Source organism: Streptomyces sp. NBC_00012 (assembly GCF_045040875.1).
Classification (GTDB): domain Bacteria; phylum Actinomycetota; class Actinomycetes; order Streptomycetales; family Streptomycetaceae; genus Streptomyces.
Map to the genome: position 1 here is coordinate 6,090,234 of NZ_CP108309.1, position 15,561 is coordinate 6,105,794.

Consider the following 15,561-nt stretch of genomic DNA (forward strand, 5'->3'; position numbering starts at 1 on the left):
GTCGCCGCGGTTCTCTGCGGAGTAGACGCAGTCATACAGTCGTAGCGATCCAGGGCCGCTGATATCGCGGATCGAACTCACAACGTCCGCGCCCACCAGTGCAAAGGTCCCCAACCGATCATGGTTGGGGGCCTTTGACATCCACTTCTGACATCAGTGGGTGCGGTCACTCACGGTCGGGACGCCGCCGCTTCAGCATGCGGTCCAGGTGACTCACAGCCTCGCGCTGCGTGTCCTGGACGACGTGGGTGTAGCCGCGCGGAGACGAGACCGGGACGGATTGATCGAACTCACAATGCGGTGGTCAACCGGCCATCCAGAGGTAGTGGCTCGTGGTGGTGCCAGATGAGATACCGGTCTTCTTGGCGCAGTTCCGCGGAACCCCATTCGACACGCATCATGCCTTGGTCCATGGAGCAGGCGTAGGCGACCAGAACGAGGCGGATGTTCTCGGGGAGGAGCCCAAGGTCGGGGTGGACTTCGGACTCTTCGAGCTCATCCAGGCCAAGATCGAGCATCTGTTGCATGGGCTCAGGGCCATGCCGGCGAATCAGTTCGGCACGGAACCCCGTAGCCCGCCGCAGGCGAGCGGCTGTGACCGGAACATTTTTCTTCGCGTAGCGAATCGGATAGATCACATGGTCGGCAACGATCACCATGGTGCGCCCGTGAAGGCGCACCGGCGTGGCATCCTCCAAGGCTCCAAGGCCGACGGCAAGTTCCTCGTACTGCACGGCATACAACCCGTGGCCATATGCCTCAAGAGTCTGAGTGTGGACCCCTTCGTGCCCATTGCGAGCCCTTGCATGAGCCCGGAGCAGGCAAGCCGGAATCACGTCCACCAGGTCGCCAGCCACATCACCGAAGGTTGCACGTGCCCACGTACTTGCCGAACCCATGAGATACCGCCGTCCCTGTTGAGTGCCGGAGTGCCGAGCAGCAACATCTGAAACCGTGCGTGGCGTCTGCGAGGCACGCAAGATGGCAGCGGCGCACGGCAGGCGCACAAATGGCACGGAAGAGGCCAGTGGCGCTGAGGATCGGCCACCGACCATTCGGGCCCTGGCCGCTGTGTGCTCCGGATTCGTTCCGGATCAAGCGGTCAACCGTGGCCACTTGCAGCGGTGACGGCGCAGGAGACCGTTCACCAACTCGGCATTGCTGTAGGCAGGGTGACCGGCGAGGGCGTATCCGCAATCAGTGCCAGGTCTTCAGAGCGGCTATCGACGGTGCCGCGCGCCAAACGCCCTGCGGCTTCCAGACGCGCCTTCGGCGGGTGCGGTCGTTCCCGTTCACCCGGGGCTCGCCTCGGCAGCGTGATCAGGAGTGGTTCTTCCAGCACGTGGGGCAGCAACGAGGAAACCAACGGGCGGCGCTCCCGTGCGCGTTCACGGTGCGTGGGCCGAGGTCGTGGGCGGCCGCGTTCGACAGGGGTGCGGCGCACCAGACGTCGACTCGCAGGGCCCGTGCCAACGCCGCGATGAAGTCGAGGTTCGCAGGCTTGGCGCCGCATTCGACCTGGTTCAGAAGGCTGTAGGAGTACGGGATCCGTTCCGCGAGTTGTCGCTGAGTCAGGCGGGCCAGCTTCCGCTGCTCCCTGATCCGGGCACCTGTGTGATTGCCGTCCAGTCGGGGCATACCGGTCTCCGTTCCTGAACCGTCATCCGGGACGGTACCCGCGCCGTGCGGCGCCGGACCGGGACTCGCCCCCGATTTCACCCGGTTCAGGGGCGGTTGCGCGCCCGGGGCCCGGCGGGATGGGATGGGTGAATGACGACCCTGTACCTGTTCGGTTCCGCTGCGCCGCCGGTCTTCGACGCGGCCCGGGTTGTGGAGGACGCCCGGGCCCGGGGATGGGACGTGTGTCTGGGGCTGACGCCGACAGCGGCCAAGTGGGTGGGGCCGCAACTGGCGGAGCTGGGGGAGCTGACCGGACACCCGGTGCGCTCCGAGTACAAATGCCGGGCGAACCGGACGCATGGCCCCCGGCGGACGCGATCCTGCTCGCCCCGGCCACCTTCAACACGGTCAACCACTGGGCGCTCGGGCTGACTTCGAGCTTCGTCGTCGGCGTGGCCGCCGAAGCCATCGGGAAGCGGATTCCCACGGTGACGATGCCGTGCGTGAACGCCGCCTACGCGCGCCATCCGCAGTTCGGCCGGTCCTTGCAGACGCTGCGGGACGCCGGGGTGACGGTGCTGTACGGGGAGGGTGGCTTCGAGCCGAACCAACCGGGCGAGCGTCGGCCGGAGGGGTTTCCCTGGCATCTCGCTCTGGACGCGGTCGGCGCCGTGCGGCCCGACCGCACTCCGCAGCCGGACCGCGGGGCGCCGCGGGAGGGCGAGAAATGATCTTCCGGTGAGCGCGATGGGAAGCCTGAAACGACGACGGCAGCATCGATTGCTGGAGTGCCTACGACGATCTCCATGATGAGGCGCTTCGCGGTCTGTAGCGCCGAAGCAGCACCGGTGCGGTACCGAAGAGGCCGGTGCCCTGGGGAGCATGCGCTTCTCAGGGCACCGAGGGGACTCGGTTCAGGCGTTGGGGCGCTTGCCGTGGTTGGCGTTCTTCTTCTTGCGGGCGCGGCGCTTGTTTCCTCGCTTGGCCATGACCTGCCTCCCTCACCTGGGGTTCTTCGGCCTTCGCCAGTTTAGGTTCGGCCCGTCGCGGCCGCATCAGGGGTGTTGGCGAGGGCTTCGACGAGCCGGTGAAGGCCAGTGTCGGTGTCGGGGGCGTTCGCCGTTCATGTCCGTAACCGTTCCTAGCCCTCGGGCCTCCCCTGCGGGACAGCCAGGCCCCGGCTCGCCGTAACGTGTCCTGGTCACGTCAGCACCGTCCCAGGGGGGATACATGTCGTACGGCTATCCGCCGCCCCAGCCCGGTCAGCAGCCGCAGTCCGGTCAGCAGCCACAGCTCGGTCAGCAGCCGCAGTCCGGTCAGCAGCCACAGCTCGGTCAGCAGCCGCCGTCCTCGTCGCCGTACGAGCACTGGCCGCAGCCCGACACCGGGGTGTACGGCGGTCCGCAGCCGCCCAGGAAGTCCCGTACCGGACTGATCGTCACGTTGTCCGTGGTCGGCGGGGTGGCCGTGCTGCTGGCGCTCGGTGTGCTGATCGCCGTGACCAGCGGTGGCGACTCGCCCTCGGCCAGGTCGAAGCCGTCGGCGGTGGAGGCGACGGAGAGCGGGTCTCCCGCTGCGAGCGGTGCGCCCGCGCCGGACGGCGCCTCCGACGCGCCCACGGAGCTGCCGGCCCTGGAAGGTACGGATGCCGAGGGCGATGTGCGGATCACCCGGTGTCAGGTGGACTCGCTGACCGAGTGGCCGGACGCGGATGTGGAGATCGTGAACCACGCCGACACCCAGGCGTCCTACATCGTGTCCGTGGAGTTCGTGGACGGGGACGGCACGCGCCGGGCTTCGGGGCTGGCGACGGCGACCGACCTGGCGGCGGGGCAGAAGTCGGTGCAGAAGGCCCAGGGGCTGGGGAAGGTTCCGGGCAAGATGACGTGCAAGGTCTCGAAGGTGACGCGGCTTCCCTCGTCGTAGCGACGCCCGCGATCGGCATGGTCGAGCCCGTGCGGCGAGGTTCACCCGGATGGGCGCGTCCGGGTGGTCGCGTGGTGGGGCGGCGCGCAGGGTCGGTTCTGTCCCGCAGTCCCGATCCGGCCCAAGGAGTTCCGATGGCTCACTCAGCGCCCACGTCCGGCCACGCCGGCCACGCCGGTTCCGCCGGCCAGGGGGACATCAACCCCTGGGCGGCCAGTGGAATCATCTTCGCCGGTGTTCTGCTGCTCGTCGACGGCGTCCTCGGAGTGATCAAGGGCATCTCCGGTATCGCCACCGACGACGTCTACACGCACGTCAGGAACTACACGTTCAAGTTCGACGTGACCTCGTGGGGGTGGATCCACCTCGTCCTCGGCATCGTCCTCGGCGTCGTCGGCTGGGGCATCCTCAAGGGTGCCGAATGGGCCCGTGCCACGGGTGTGGTGCTGGCCGCCATCAGCGTGATCGTCAACTTCGTCTGGCTGCCGTACCAGCCGCTCTGGGCGATCATCTCCATCGCCATCGACGTGTTCGTGATCTGGGCGCTGTGCACCGACCAATCGAGGGCGGTCATCTGAGGGGAGCGCGGAGGCCGGGAGGCAGCGGTGGAACTCGCTGCTCTTGCCGCCGAGGCGTACGTCTACGGGTATCCGCTGGTCCGGGACCTGTCGGTCGTCGAGGGTGCCATGTACACGGGCTTCGGCCCGCTGGCTCCCACCCCCTTCAACCACTTCGCGCACGCGGACCGGCCGGTGCCTGCCGACACACCCTTCGTGTCCGTCGGTGACGACACCGTCCGGTCCGTCGCTCATCTCGACCTCTCCGGCGGGCCGGTCCTGCTCCACGTCCCCGACCCGGACGGTGTGCACCGGGGCGGCGTGTACCGCGTGCTGCAGTTCGTCGATGCGTGGACCAACAACTTCGCGTACGTCGGCCGCAGGGCCAGTGCGATCCGACGGGCCGGTGACTGGCTCGTCGTTCCCCCGGGCTGGGCGGGCGATGTGCCCGACGGTGTGCTCGGGGTCATAGACGCGCCCACCTCGGTCGTCACCGTCATCGGCCGCAGTGCCTGCGACACCGGCGGCGGCCACGGCCCGGACGGGCAGGAGCGGGTCCGCGCGTTCCAGGAACAGCTGACCATCACATACGTCGAACCGGGTACGCACCGCACGGGGCTGCCCGCACCCGACCCCGACGTACCGGAGCCGCTGCGGTTCTTCGAGCAGCTCAGGGTGTGGATGGCCGACTTCCCTCCGTCCGCGCCCGACCAGGCGTATCAGGACCGGTTCCAGCGGCTGGGGCTGCTGGAGGAAGGGGCCTCGCCCTACGTCCATGCCGATGCCGGCCTCGTGCGCGCCCTGACCGAGGGGGCGGCGCGGGGCAGGGCACTGGTGGACGAGGCGAGCGGGGCCGATGCGATGCCCGGGGGGTGGGTGATGGAGCCACATCTCTTCGACTACAACCTCGACCACTACGGCGTCGGGACCATCGACTCCCCGGAGTGGCGGATCGCCGACCGTGCGTCGTCCTACCGGACCAGGGCGGTGGCGGCACGGAACGCGCTGTGGGGCGTCCACGGTTACGAGGCGGTGTACGCCCACACCCTGTGTGACGTCGGGGGCGCGCGGCTGAACGGGGCCCACTCCTACGTGCTGCGCTTCGAAGGCCGGCCGCCGGCCGGGGCGGGCTGGTCCCTGGCCGTGTACGACATGGCCGGTCGGCGGATCGGCGAGACCTCGGCGGGGCGCGGCCCCGCGTACGCGGAGGATGGTTCGCTGACGGTCCGGGTCCAGCGGGAGCGGCCGGACGATCCGGTCGCGGCGGCGAACTGGCTGCCCACGCCCGACGGGGACTTCCGGTCCGTGCTCGGGCTCTGTGCGCCGGGGGCCGGGATTCTCGACGGCACGTATGAGATCCCCGCCGTCCAACGGGTTCGGTGAGGGGAGCGGACCCGGTGAGGGGAGCGGTCCGGCGCGGGGAACGGACTTGGTGAGGGGAGTTCGGGGGAGCGGGTCTGGGCCGCGAGGCGGGTGGTTGTCAGTGGTGCGGTTCACACTTGAGTCATGTGCCGCAGCATCAAGACCCTTCGCCCGCCAGCCATCCCCGAAGAGGCCACCGAGGAGGAGATCCGGGCCGCCGCCCTGCAGTTCGTGCGCAAGGTGTCCGGCTTCCGCGCACCGGCCGCGCACAACCAGGAGGTGTTCGACCGGGCCGTCGACGAGATCACCGAGGCGACCGTCAGACTGCTGGACGGGCTGGAGGTCCGGGGCGCGGTCAGGACGCCGTAGTGGCCGGGGCGGTCGCCGATGCCGCGGCGGCCGCCTCCGCCGCCGGGCGGCGCATGAGGTAGGCGGCCAGGGCGCCCGCCACGAACAGGGCGAGGACCGAGACGGCCGTGCCCACCCAGGTCGCGCCGAGCCACTGGCCGCCGAAGTAGCCGAGGCCCACGCTGTAACCGGCCCATGCCACGCCCGCCAGGGCCGACCAGGGCAGGAATTCCTTGACCTCGCGGTGCGCGGCGCCCGCGCCCAGCGAGACCACCGAGCGTCCGGCCGGGGCGAAGCGGGCGATGATCACGAGGATGCCGCCGCCCCGGGCGAGGGCGGCGCCGAGGCGCTCCTGCGCGGAGGTGAGGCGGCGGGAGCGGGCTATGGCCCGGTCCAGGCGCTCCCCGCCGCGCCAGGCCAGCCGGTACGCGACGAGGTCGCCGAGCACCGAGGCGGTGGCGGCGCAGAGGATCAGAGCGAGGAGTGAGGGGACCTCGGTCGCCTGCTCGGCGGCGCCCGCGCCCGCGACGGTCGTCGAACCGGCGGCGGCGGCCGTGGCCGCGGTGATCACCAGGACCCCACTGGGCAGCAGGGGCAGAAAGACGTCCAGGACCACGGAAAGCGCGACCACGGCGTAGATCCATGGGCTGCTGGTCAGCGCGCCCACACTCTCAAGCACCTACTACTCCCCGATTCGGAACAACGCCGCGACGTCGCAGGGGAGCGGCAGGAGCGGCAGGGTCAGCTGTAGAGCGTACGCCTGACGTTCATCCGGTGATCAATAAATACGAATGATGTTGGGAACCTCACGTACATCCGGAAATGGGAAGCACCGGTTCCGGTGTCCGGCACCGGATGTACGTGAGGAACGGCCCGTGCCGGCTGCGGGAGAAGGGCCGTGGGCGGCGGGTGCGGGGGAGCGGTCCGTGGACTGCGGGTGCCGGAGGGAGCGGGCCGTGGGTGGCAGGTGCCGACGGGTGCGGATCAGACCGTGATGGGCGGTGCCTGCTCGGACGCGCGGGACCTGTCGTGCTCCGTGCCGCCCCGGCCGAACAGCCGGTCCAGGGCCAGTGCGCCGGGGCCGGTGAAGACCAGCAGCAGGAACGCCCAGCAGAAGACGGCCGAGGGCTCGCCGCCGTTCTGCAGCGGGAACAGCGCCTCGGGCTGGTGGACCTTGAAGTACGCGTATGCCATGGAGCCGGAGCAGACCAGGGCGGCGATGCGGGTGCCTAGTCCGACCGTCACCAGGGCGCCGCCGACGAGCTGGATGACCGCCGCGTACCAGCCGGGCCAGGTGCCGGCGGGTATGGAGCCGCCGTTCATGGAGCCGCCGAGGATGCCGAAGATCGAGGCCGCGCCGTGGCAGGTGAAGAACAGGCCGATGACGATCCGGAAGAGGCCGAGTGCGTAGGGCTGAGCCTGGTTCAGACGTGTGTGCATGGGGGGAGGGCTCCTTCGGTCTGGTGGGGACGTGAACCGATCGGGTGCCTCAGATTAGGGAAACCTCACCAATGCTTGCAAGTTCAACATTCTGTCGACTGGCTGAAAGTCACCTCATGGTTCTAGGTCAGGATTCGGTTCGGCACCGCCTCCAACTGCGAACCTCTCTCTGCTGTCTTGGCCTGAACCAATGGCGGCGCAGCTTTCCGGCCATGCGGGGTGAGAGGGGTGGAGCGGTCGCCGAGCCGCGGTCCGCCGGTGGTGTACCACTGGGCCGATGGCGCCATCGCCCGGCCCTGTCGCGCGAGCGTCCCGCCGGTCCGGCGTCCTGTCCGGCTCCGGTCGGAGCGGAAACCGGCGCCGGGGCGTCCGGGGGTGAGGTGCGTACGGGCGGGGCAGGTCAGCTGCCGGATGCGGGGCTCGGGGCGCTGCCTGACGCCTGTACGGGCCGCGCGGTTCCGCTGTGCGTGTATGGGGTGTATCACCTGACGCTGAACAAAACGTCGCCGGAGTGTTCGGAGGGCGTACGGCTGCGAACGCTCCGGCGACGATTTGTGGACCAGTGGCGACGGGGGCCGTGTCGGTGAGGCGCCCCGACTCCGTGCGGGCCGGGGTGACGAAGGGGTTCTGCGGGCCCGGCGGCTCTGCTCGGTGCCGTACGACGGCCACCGCCGCTCGGCGGCCTCCCGAGAGGCGCGGGCGTCGGCCGGGGTCGGCCGTACTCGGCCGAAAACGCGCCGGGGGCGGGCGCGGGGAAGGGGAGCGCATACGGGTACGGAGCCGTGCGGTGTGCACGGCTCCGTACCCGTATGGAACGAACGGTCGAGGAAGGTCGGGCGAGCCCGCTCAGCAGCCGTTCAGGATGGACTGCAGGGCGCTCTTCTCGGCCGAGTCGACGGTCAGGTCGTAGTAGTGCTTCACATGGACCCAGGCGCGCGCGTACGTGCACTTGTACGCGGTGCGCGAGGGCATCCACTCGGCCGGGTCCTTGTCACCCTTGGCCTGGTTGACGTTGTCCGTGACCGCGATGAGCTGAGGACGCGTCAGGTCGTTGGCGTACGCCTGGCGCTCGGCGGTCGTCCAGCTGCTGGCGCCCGACCGCCAGGCCTCGGCGAGCGGAACCATGTGGTCGATGTCCAGATCGGAGGCGGCGGTCCAGGTGGCGCCGTCGTACTCCGAGTACCAAGTGCCGCTGACTGCGGCGCAGCTGGAGTCCTGCGTCACGTTCGTGCCGTCGCGCTCCAGGACGACCTCACGGGTGTTGCAGGCGCCCGACTGGGTGATCCAGTGCGGGAACTTGTCACGGCTGTAGCCGGTCGACGAGCCCTCCGCGGCGACGGTCAGCTGGCTGAGGTAGGTGCGGGCGGTCGAGGCGGAGACCGGGGTGGGCATGGCGGCCTGTGCGGTGGGGGCGGTGAGCAGGCCGCTGGTTGCGGCGAAAGCGGCGGATGCGGCGACGACGGCGATGCGACGCGCGTAGACACCAGACATACGAACTCCCTCGATGTGGGGGGACCTTGGACGGGTGACCCGTGAAGCCCGGCCATCGTGGCCGTGCCAGGTTTCCGTGGGGTGGGCACCAGGTAACAGAGTGGCGACATGGTCACGTCACATCAAGAGTTCTGACGAACAGGGCTGGAGCATGGGGGCGTACGTCCGCATCTGCGCGGGCGCACAGGCTGACGCGGCGGCAATTGCTGGGCGCCGGCGGCTGATTCGCGTGGAGGGTCCGGGCCGGTCCGGTCGTAGGGTTGCGGCGTGCTGCTACCGGTCAACATCACGCTCGGGGTCGTACTCGCCCTGCTGCTCGCGGCGGCGGCCGCGGTCGCCGCTCTGGCCTCGCTCGGCCGGTCGCGCGAGATCCTGCTGGCCGGGCTGCGGGCCGCGGTCCAACTCGCCGCGGTTTCCCTGCTCATCGGCTGGGTGGTCCGTTCGCTGCCGCCGCTGCTCGGGTTCTTGGCGCTGATGTACGCCGTGGCGGTACGGACCGCGGGGCGCCGGATCACCCGCAATCGCACCTGGTGGTGGGCGGCGCTGCCGATCGCGGCAGGGGTCGTTCCGGTGGTCGCGCTCCTGCTGCTCACCGGGCTCGTGCCGGTCCGGGGCATCGCGCTGATCCCGGTGACCGGCATCCTCATCGGCGGTGCGCTGACCGCGACCGTGCTCGGCGGGAGGCGGGCGCTGGACGAGCTCACGACCCGGCGCGGTGAGGTGGAGGCGGGCATGGCGCTCGGGCTGCTCGACCGTGACGCGCGGCTGGAGGTCGCCCGGCCCGCGGCGTCGGACGCGTTGCTGCCGGGGCTCGATCAGACCCGGACGGTGGGGCTCGTCACCTTGCCCGGGGCCTTCGTGGGCATGCTGCTGGGCGGCGCCTCACCGGTGCAGGCGGGGGCCGTGCAGTTGTTCGTGCTGGTCGCCCTGATGGCCGTGCAGGCGGTGGCCGTCACGACGGTGCTGGAGCTGGTGGCGCGGGGGCGGCTGTACCGGGTGTGACGCCGGTGCGGGGGCGGAGGCGAAGCACTCCCGCGCCCGCCTTGCGCCCGTGTTGCACGTGTTCCGTGTGCTGCGCCTGCTGCGTGTGGGGGTGCGTGCGGGTGCGCGGGCTATCGCGCGCTGATGTACAGCCGGATCGAGCCGTCCGGGGCCGCTTCCACCCGGATCTGCGTCAGGTCCTCGACATGCGCGTCGGGGGAGAGTGCCCCGGCGCGCGGGCCGACGCCCACGACACGCATGCCCGCCGCCCGGCCCGCCGCGATGCCCGCCTCCGAGTCCTCGAAGACAATGCAGTCCGCCGGGTCGAAGCCCAGTTCGGCCGCGCCCTTGAGGAAGCCCTCGGGGTCCGGCTTGCTGGCGCCGACGCTCTCGGCGGTGACGCGGACGTCGGGAATCCGCAGGCTCGACGCGGTCATCCGGGTCCGGGCCAGTGCCTCGTCCGCCGAGGTGACCAGGGCGTGCGGCAGTGCGGCGATCGCGTCCATGAAGGCGGGGGCGCCGCCGATCGGTACGACGCCGTCGGTGTCGGCGGTCTCCTCGGCGAGCATGACCCGGTTGTCCGCGTAGTTCTGCTCCATGGGGCGGTCCGGGAGGAGTACCGCCATGGTGGCGTACCCCTGCCGTCCGTGGACGACCTTGAGCGTGGCCTCCGGGTCCAGCCCCTCGCGCAGTGCCCAGCGCCGCCAGCAGCGCTCCACGACGGCATCGGAGTTCACCAGGGTGCCGTCCATGTCCAGGAGGAGGGCGCGGGCGGTGATGACGGTGGCCGGCATGGGCGGGCTCCAGAACGCGGGGGGAGCGACGGCGCCCGGAAGCGACGACGCGGGAAAGAGAACAAGCAGCCTCGCCCGCCGGTCAGGGGTGGCGGGCGGAGGCTACTTTGTTCCATCACGATACAAAAACCTGTCCGAGAAAGCCAATTCCTTTGGTTTCGGGTGGCCGGCGCGGCACGGTGCGGAGTTGTAGGGACGGGCCCGGCGCGGGGCAGGCCGGTCACCGGCCCGTGGTCTCCGCCTCCAGGGCGCGGCGGGTGTTGGGGCCGTACACCCCCGGTGGGTCGCCCTCGATGGCCTTGTACGACTGGTAGACGCCCACCGCGTGCTCGACCTGGTTCGAGTAGTCGCCGTCGTCGCGCCCGTGGTACAGCCAGATCTCCTCCAGGCGGCGCTGCAGCTCGGCCACCGCGGGCCCTTGGTCGCCGTGGCGCAGCGTGGGCCCGGCCAGGGACGCGGGCGGTTCCGCCGATGGCGGACTGCTCGTGGGGTGCGAGGGCGCGACGGAAGCCGGCGGCGAGGAGGCGGCGGACGCGGAGGGGGACGGCGAGGCGCTCGCCGAGGGGGAGGGCGAGGCCGGGGCGGACGGTGGCACGGAGGCCGGCGCGGAGGGCGAGGGCGGTACGGAGGACGGTGCCGGCTTCGTCGCGGGGACGCTCGCCTCGGGCACGTCGACCGCTGCGCCGGGCAGGGCCTGCCGCCGGTCCGTGTCCCCGTTGCCGCCGCCGAGCAGCCCGGCCGCGAAGGCCGCCGCGCCTATCGCCACGGCCAGGGCCGCCCCCACGGCGACGGCCGCGACGGGGCGGCGGCGTCGAGGCCCGCCGGGCTCACTGTCGGGTGCCCCGGCGATGTCGACGGGGCCGGTGGGGCCAGTGGGGCCAGCGGGATCGCCGGTGCCGGGCAGAGGGCCCGCCGGGGCCGGGCCGAGGAAGAGCGGCATCGTCGTGGCCGCGTCCTGCGGGAGGTGGCGCGGTCCCGGCTCCTGCGGGGCCTCGTCGACGCCGGCCGGGGCCCCGTCGACCCCCAGCGTCACGTACGGACGTATCCGCAGCGGATCGAAGTCCTCGGCGGCGGCCATCTCCGCCTTCTCGGCCGCCGACCGCTGGGCGGCCCGGTGCTGTTCGGCGGCCCGACGCGCACATACGCACCCGGCTCCGGCGCCGGGTCTGCTGTCCATACCGCACTCCGGGCATATATGTCCGGTCATTGTGGGCCCCTCCCCTTGAATGCCCTGCGATTATGCAGCGCGCTTCCGGAATGCCCAACGCGGTACCGAATGCCGCACCCGCTCCCGCGTCGACAAGACACCCGGCTCCCGCGCCGACGCGGCACCCGCTCCCGCACCGACGCGGCACCCGGCTCCCGTTCCGACGCCGCACCCGCTCCGGTGTCGATGCCGCACCCCCTCCCGTAACACTGACTCAGCAGGCCATAACGGCACGAAAAGGCCAGGATGGGGATGTAGCGGACCCGAGGAGATGTTCATGGCCCAGCACCTGAGCCCCACGGCCCCGACCCCGGCCCACGGCGAGGAGCGCTCCACGCGGTCGGTCCTCGTGGCCATCGGTGCGCTGCTCCTCGGCATGCTCCTGGCCGCACTCGATCAGACCATCGTCTCCACCGCACTGCCGACCATCGTCAGCGATCTCGGCGGCCTGGAACATCTCTCCTGGGTGGTCACGGCCTATCTGCTGGCGTCGACCGCGGCGACCCCGCTCTGGGGCAAGCTCGGCGACCAGTACGGCCGCAAGAAGCTCTTCCAGGCCGCCATCGTCATCTTCCTCATCGGCTCGGCGCTCTGCGGAATCGCCCAGAACATGCCGCAGCTCATCGGCTTCCGGGCCCTTCAAGGGCTCGGCGGCGGCGGGCTCATGGTGCTGTCGATGGCGATCGTCGGCGATATCGTCGCGCCGCGCGAACGAGGCAAGTACCAGGGCCTGTTCGGTGCGGTCTTCGGTGCGACGAGCATCCTCGGACCGCTCCTCGGCGGTCTGTTCACCGAGCACCTCAGCTGGCGGTGGGTCTTCTACATCAACCTGCCGATCGGTGTCGTGGCGCTCCTCGTGATCGCCGCCGTACTGCACATTCCGGCCCGCGCCACGAAGCACACCATCGACTACCTCGGCACCTTCCTCATCGCCTCCGTCGCCACCTGCATGGTCCTCGTCGCCTCGCTCGGCGGCACCACCTGGGCCTGGGGCTCGGCGCAGATCATCGGTCTCGCCGTTCTGAGCGTGCTGCTGCTGATCGCCTTCGTGTACGTGGAGCGCCGGGCCGCCGAACCCGTCATCCCGCTGAAGCTCTTCCGGATCAGGACCTTCAGCCTCGTCGCCGTCATCAGCTTCGTCGTCGGCTTCGCGATGTTCGGCGCGATGACCTACCTGCCGACCTTCCTCCAGGTGGTGCACGGCATCTCGCCGACGATGTCCGGTGTGCACATGCTCCCGATGGTGCTGGGCCTGCTCCTCACCTCGACCGCCTCCGGCCAGATCGTCAGCCGTACGGGCCGCTGGAAGGTCTTCCCGGTCGCCGGCACCGGCCTCACCGCCATCGGGCTGCTGCTCCTGCACCGGCTCACGGAGACCAGCAGCACCTGGGAGATGAGCAGTTACTTCTTCGTCTTCGGTGCGGGGCTCGGCCTGGTGATGCAGGTCCTGGTGCTGGTCGTGCAGAACTCCGTCACGTACGAGGACCTCGGCGTCGCCACCTCCGGCGCCACCTTCTTCCGCTCCATCGGAGCCTCGTTCGGCGTCGCCGTGTTCGGCACGATCTTCACCAACCGGCTGATCGACAAACTGGCCGCCGCACTCGCCGGCCATCCGCTGCCCCCCGGGGCCAGCGTGGCCGGGCTGGCCTCCGACCCGCGCGCCATCGGGCAACTGCCGCCCGCGCTGCGGCCGGCGGTGCTCCACGCGTACTCGACGTCGATCACGGACGTGTTCCTGTACGCGGCGCCCGTCGTGCTGATCGCCTTCGTCTTCGCCTGGTTCCTCAAGGAGGACAAGCTGCGCGGTTCGGTGACCGCTCCGGAGGTCACCGAGACCCTGGCGTCGAACCCGGTCGAGCGGTCCTCGTACGACGAATGCGCCCGAGCTCTCTCGGTGCTCGCCACGCGTGCGGGGCGCCGCGAGGTCTACGTGAAGATCACCGATCGGGCCGGCTACGACCTGCTGCCCGCGGCGAGCTGGATGCTGCTGCGGATCAGACGGCACGGCACGGTCGAACCGGCCATGCTCGCCGACGTCGCCCCGGTGCCGCTGCGGGTGATCAGCGACGCGGCCCGGCAGCTGGAGGAACGCGGGCTGGTCCGGCGCGAGGGCGTGCAACTGGTACTCACCGAGGCGGGCTCGGAAGCCGTGGTGAAGCTCGCGGAGGCACGTGAGATGTCCATGGCCGAGCTGCTGGGGGACTGGTGGGGTCCGGACCGGCCGACCGACCTGGTCAGGCTCGTGGAGGAACTGACCGCGGAGACGAACGGGTCGAGCAAGGAACGGCCGCACAGCCCCGAGCCGAAGCGGGACCACGCGGCCCCTGAACCCCGTCAGGGATTACGGGACACTTAGCCTCAATACCGTTCAGTTAGTGGCTTGGATGGTGATGTGGGGGCTGTGTTTGGGCTGGGGCCAGTGTGTGTGGTGGGAGCGTTTCGCGGCCCATTTCAGGACTTTGCGTTTGACGACTCGGGGGTGTGAGCGTTTTCGGCGTGTTGGGTTGAGGTGTTGGGTGAGCCATCGGATGGCGTGATGCCAGATCGCGTCGGCTGCGTCAGCGCCCGGAGGGGGGAAATGCGCTCTGCGCGACTGAACGGCGAGCGATGCGGAGGGCTTTGACGAAGGAAACTCTGTCGGGGTCGTGGCCGGAGAGTGCGGCAGTGTCGGCCATCAGGGTGCGGATGGCGTAGTGGCAGCACAGGTGTCCCCAGATTTCTTGCTGGACAAGGTCGGGGGCTTTCGAGCGCAGTACCGCGCGGGGCCCGCGCTGGTGGGTTTTCAGCTCGTCGAAGGTGGTCTCGATCTCCCACCGTTGGGCGTAGGCGGCTGCGAGGTCCTCGGCGCCGGCCTCGGCAGGGTCGAGGATCGTGGTCAACAGCCGGTACTCCTCGGCGTTGTCCCGGCCGTCATCGACCGTGTAGTCGATCACTCTGACCGTGAGCGGCTCCGTCGTGGCCCGGTTCGTGCCCGACGTCGGGACGATCCGGGCCAGCCAGGACCCATCGGCCAGGGTTTCCAGATACCGGGGCCGCAGGTTCGTCTTCACTCGCCAGAGCAGATCCGCACCCGTGGCCGCGGCCTGCTGCCAGAGGCGGAACCCGTAGAAGCCCCGGTCTGCCAGGACCAGCTGGCCCGGCTCCAGCCGCCCGACGAGCTGCCGGGACAACTCGATCTCCGACACGCTGCACGGGCCGGTGGCAGCGTCGAAGACCACATGGGTGCCGCATTCCGCCAATGCCACCAGGCGGGCCTGCGGAAACGCGGCCCGCTCCCCCCGGCTGGAAGCGGGCCGCCCGAAGAACTCCGCGTTGGCTGCCGTGTCTGCCACATCCAGGCACGTCCCGTCGATCGCCACCAGGCGACGCCCGGCCAGCCACGACCCCGGCGTGCCAGGCCCCGCCAGCGGACGCGCAACCCGAGCGAAGAGATCCCGCACCGGCTCGAACCCCAGACGAGACCTGGCCTGGAAGATCGCCGACTTCGAGGGCGGCGTGAACGACTCCGACCACCCCGACGCCCACGACAGCCCGTCCGTGAGCTGCGCGAACACATCCTCGTAGGAGCCATCCGAATACAGCGCCATCCCGATCGAGAAGTACGCCATCACCCGTGCGGGCAACGACCGGTGACGCCGCTCGGTACGCCCCGCCTCCTCGATCACCGCGTCAACCACATCCGCGGGAAACACCCGCGTCAGCAACCCCACAGACACCAAATCCGACAACCGGACATCAGACGACGGCTTCACCCAACCAGAACGCGGCATCCCCCACGATAACCCAGAAGCACTTAACTGAACGGTATTGCACTTAGCCTCAATACCGTTCAGTT

Annotated in this window: 14 protein-coding genes and 2 pseudogenes; 7 read left to right on the forward strand and 9 right to left on the reverse strand. The window is 70.2% G+C overall.

The annotated features are described in order from the left end of the window. Nucleotides 1-290: 290 nt before the first annotated feature. Both OHA19_RS27945 and OHA19_RS27950 read right to left on the reverse strand, forming a co-directional pair. The gene (locus tag OHA19_RS27945; RefSeq protein ID WP_405712285.1) at nt 291-899 is read right to left on the reverse strand and encodes a hypothetical protein; all 609 of its coding nucleotides are present in this window, start codon (nt 897-899) and stop codon (nt 291-293) included. A 547-nt stretch (nt 900-1,446) separates the two neighbouring features. Continuing rightward, nucleotides 1,447-1,638, reverse strand: a pseudogene (locus OHA19_RS27950) (helix-turn-helix domain-containing protein); the annotation flags it as partial. Nucleotides 1,639-1,770: 132 nt separating this feature from the next. Here OHA19_RS27950 and OHA19_RS27955 point away from each other — a divergent pair. Then, nucleotides 1,771-2,351: pseudogene (locus OHA19_RS27955) on the forward strand (flavoprotein). A 183-nt stretch (nt 2,352-2,534) separates the two neighbouring features. Here the strand turns inward: OHA19_RS27955 and OHA19_RS27960 are convergent. Further along, complete coding sequence (locus OHA19_RS27960) at nt 2,535-2,609, reverse strand: 50S ribosomal protein bL37 (protein WP_015034725.1); 75 nt, start codon at nt 2,607-2,609, stop codon at nt 2,535-2,537. 241 nt (nt 2,610-2,850) lie between these two features. Between OHA19_RS27960 and OHA19_RS27965 the strand changes: the two genes are divergently transcribed. From OHA19_RS27965 to OHA19_RS27980, 4 genes are all read left to right on the forward strand, one after another. Beyond that, nucleotides 2,851-3,546: a hypothetical protein gene (locus OHA19_RS27965; protein WP_405752067.1), complete on the forward strand. Its 696-nt coding sequence runs from the start codon at nt 2,851-2,853 to the stop codon at nt 3,544-3,546. A 134-nt stretch (nt 3,547-3,680) separates the two neighbouring features. Beyond that, nucleotides 3,681-4,124 carry a hypothetical protein gene (locus OHA19_RS27970; protein WP_405712280.1) on the forward strand — a complete coding sequence of 148 codons (444 nt, stop codon included), beginning with the start codon at nt 3,681-3,683 and terminating at the stop codon, nt 4,122-4,124. Between the two features lie 27 nt (nt 4,125-4,151). Further along, nucleotides 4,152-5,486: a DUF1254 domain-containing protein gene (locus OHA19_RS27975; protein WP_405712278.1), complete on the forward strand. Its 1,335-nt coding sequence runs from the start codon at nt 4,152-4,154 to the stop codon at nt 5,484-5,486. Nucleotides 5,487-5,609: 123 nt separating this feature from the next. After that, the gene (locus OHA19_RS27980; RefSeq protein WP_124717878.1) at nt 5,610-5,834 is read left to right on the forward strand and encodes a DUF2277 domain-containing protein; all 225 of its coding nucleotides are present in this window, start codon (nt 5,610-5,612) and stop codon (nt 5,832-5,834) included. On the opposite strand, the gene OHA19_RS27985 is transcribed toward OHA19_RS27980, so the two are convergent. The 3 genes from OHA19_RS27985 to OHA19_RS27995 all read right to left on the reverse strand — a co-directional run bounded on the left by OHA19_RS27985 (nt 5,821) and on the right by OHA19_RS27995 (nt 8,744). Then, nucleotides 5,821-6,492: a DedA family protein gene (locus tag OHA19_RS27985; RefSeq protein WP_405712275.1), complete on the reverse strand. Its 672-nt coding sequence runs from the start codon at nt 6,490-6,492 to the stop codon at nt 5,821-5,823. The genes OHA19_RS27980 and OHA19_RS27985 overlap by 14 nt on opposite strands. 305 nt (nt 6,493-6,797) lie before the next feature. After that, nucleotides 6,798-7,253 (reverse strand): DoxX family protein, encoded by a 456-nt coding sequence (locus tag OHA19_RS27990; protein WP_405712273.1) that lies wholly within the window; start codon nt 7,251-7,253, stop codon nt 6,798-6,800. An 846-nt stretch (nt 7,254-8,099) separates the two neighbouring features. Then, a complete protein-coding gene (locus OHA19_RS27995) occupies nt 8,100-8,744 on the reverse strand; it encodes an HNH endonuclease family protein (RefSeq protein WP_405712271.1) in 645 nt (214 codons plus the stop codon). 267 nt (nt 8,745-9,011) lie between these two features. On the opposite strand from OHA19_RS27995, the gene OHA19_RS28000 reads away from it, so the two are divergent. Beyond that, nucleotides 9,012-9,746 carry an ABC transporter permease gene (locus OHA19_RS28000; RefSeq protein WP_405712269.1) on the forward strand — a complete coding sequence of 245 codons (735 nt, stop codon included), beginning with the start codon at nt 9,012-9,014 and terminating at the stop codon, nt 9,744-9,746. A gap of 110 nt (nt 9,747-9,856) precedes the next feature. Here OHA19_RS28000 and OHA19_RS28005 read toward each other — a convergent pair whose 3' ends face one another. Further along, nucleotides 9,857-10,519 (reverse strand): HAD-IA family hydrolase, encoded by a 663-nt coding sequence (locus OHA19_RS28005; RefSeq protein ID WP_405712267.1) that lies wholly within the window; start codon nt 10,517-10,519, stop codon nt 9,857-9,859. Between the two features lie 220 nt (nt 10,520-10,739). Further along, nucleotides 10,740-11,696 (reverse strand): peptidoglycan-binding protein, encoded by a 957-nt coding sequence (locus OHA19_RS28010; protein ID WP_405712265.1) that lies wholly within the window; start codon nt 11,694-11,696, stop codon nt 10,740-10,742. Nucleotides 11,697-11,745: 49 nt separating this feature from the next. Here OHA19_RS28010 and OHA19_RS28015 point away from each other — a divergent pair, with 49 nt between their 5' ends. Then, nucleotides 11,746-14,082, forward strand: a complete 2,337-nt coding sequence (locus tag OHA19_RS28015) for an MFS transporter (protein ID WP_405712263.1) — start codon at nt 11,746-11,748, stop codon at nt 14,080-14,082. 202 nt (nt 14,083-14,284) lie between these two features. Here the strand turns inward: OHA19_RS28015 and OHA19_RS28020 are convergent, their stop codons facing one another. Continuing rightward, on the reverse strand, nt 14,285-15,496 hold the full coding sequence (locus OHA19_RS28020) for an IS4 family transposase (RefSeq protein ID WP_331734825.1): 1,212 nt from the start codon (nt 15,494-15,496) through the stop codon (nt 14,285-14,287). Nucleotides 15,497-15,561 lie beyond the last annotated feature (65 nt).